Origin of the sequence: Rhizomonospora bruguierae (genome assembly GCF_018397995.1) — a bacterium.
GTDB lineage: Bacteria > Actinomycetota > Actinomycetes > Mycobacteriales > Micromonosporaceae > Rhizomonospora > Rhizomonospora bruguierae.
Map to the genome: position 1 here is coordinate 1 of NZ_BBQH01000155.1, position 1,067 is coordinate 1,067.

At 65.1% G+C, this 1,067-nt stretch carries 1 protein-coding gene; it reads left to right on the plus strand.

Annotation, left to right across the window (positions count from 1 at the left end):
* Window positions 1-99: 99 nt before the first annotated feature.
* The coding region (locus tag KJS59_RS32415; RefSeq protein ID WP_376771313.1) for a beta-ketoacyl reductase at window positions 100-1,067 on the plus strand (968 nt) is incomplete at its 3' end.

A 1,067-nucleotide genomic window follows, 5' to 3' on the forward strand; every position in this document is an offset into this window, starting at 1 on the left:
GTGGATTGGGTGTTGTGGGAGGACTGTTCGGTGGTGGGTGAGGTGTTGGTTCGGTTGCGGGGTTGGTTGGTGGATGAGGCGTTGGTTGGGTCGCGGTTGGTGTTGGCGACTGCTGATGCGGGGGTGTGGGGTTTGGTGCGGGCGGTGCGGGTGGAGTTTCCGGGTCGGTTGGTGTTGGCGGATGTGGATGGGTGTGCGGAGTCTTGGGCGGCGTTGGGTGGTGCGGTTGCGTCCGGTGAGCCTGAGTTGCGGATTCGTCGGGGTCGGGTGTTTGTTCCGCGGTTGGTGCGGGTGGTTTCTGATGTGGTTGGTCTGCCGAGTCTTGGTGGTGGTGATTCTGGCGGTCCGGCTGATTTTGGTGGTTCGGCTGGTTTTGGGGGGGTGGTGTCGCCGGTTGGCGCGCATTCGACTGTGTGGGGTGGTGGGTCGGTGTTGGTGACGGGTGGTACGGGTGGTGTGGGTGCGGTGTTGGCTCGGCATTTGGTGGTGGCGTATGGGGTGCGTCGGTTGGTGTTGGTGAGTCGGCGGGGGTTGGGGGCTCCTGGTGCGGTGGGTTTGCGGGATGAGTTGGTGGGGTTGGGGGCGGAGGTGTCGGTGGTGGCGTGTGATGTGTCGGATCGGGGGGCGGTTGTGGGGTTGTTGGCGGGGGTTGGGGATTTGTGTGGGGTGGTGCATGCGGCGGGTGTGTTGAGTGATGGGTTGTTGGGGTCGTTGTCGGTGGAGCGGTTGGGGGTGGTGTGGGGGCCGAAGGCGGATGGTGCGCGGTGGTTGCATGAGTTGACGGTTGGTCGGGGGTTGTCGTTGTTTGTGTTGGTGTCTTCGGTTGCGGGGACGTTGGGCTCGGTGGGGCAGGCGAATTATGCGGCTGCGAACGCGTTTTTGGATGGGTTGGCGGTGCGGCGGCGGGAGGTGGGGTTGCCGGGGGTGTCGGTGGCGTTTGGGTTGTGGGATGTGGGTCTTGGTGCTGGGTTGGGTTCGGTTGATGTGGAGCGGATGCGGCGGGCGGGGATGCCGGCGTTGTCGGTGGGGGAGGGGTTGCGGTTGTTCGACGCCGCACTGGCCTCCGG